The organism is Streptomyces sp. SID14478 (assembly GCF_010548525.1).
Lineage (GTDB): Bacteria > Actinomycetota > Actinomycetes > Streptomycetales > Streptomycetaceae > Streptomyces.
The window spans coordinates 1-455 of sequence record NZ_JAAGMG010000939.1; the positions used below are offsets into that span (position 1 = coordinate 1).

At 75.6% G+C, this 455-nt stretch carries 1 pseudogene; it reads right to left on the reverse strand.

Annotated elements, in window-relative coordinates:
* Nucleotides 1-237: 237 nt before the first annotated feature.
* Nucleotides 238-455: pseudogene (locus G3I40_RS30395) on the reverse strand (hypothetical protein); the annotation flags it as partial.

The window sequence follows — 455 nt, forward strand, 5'->3', positions numbered from 1 at the left end:
GTCCAGCGCCGCGCGCGGCCCGAACAGCGGGATGAGGGCGGCCGCGGCGACGAGCACGACGACGGCGACGGCCCGCCCGGCGCCGGGTCTGCGCACGGGGACGGGACCCGTCGGCGCGGCGACGGACATTTCGGTGGGCGGCGGTATCGAACTCACCTCTGGATCTTCACCAGTGGGCGCAGACCGGGGCAAGTGCAGTGGAACAACTGGCGCAAAGCGATCCGGATCGCCCGCCCCTCAATCACGCGCCGGCCACGCGGCCTCGTCCGTGCCCCATCGCCCGGGCGGACGCGCCCAGTCGGTGGGTCCACCGTCGAACGACACCGGCGGCAGGGCGTACCGCAGGGAGCCCAGCGGGCTGTCGGTCCGGGCGAGACGGCCCTCCGCGAGGTCGCCGTGCGCCCACCCGCGCGTCAGCCACGCCGCCGTCTGCGCCAGCGCGAACCGCAGTACCC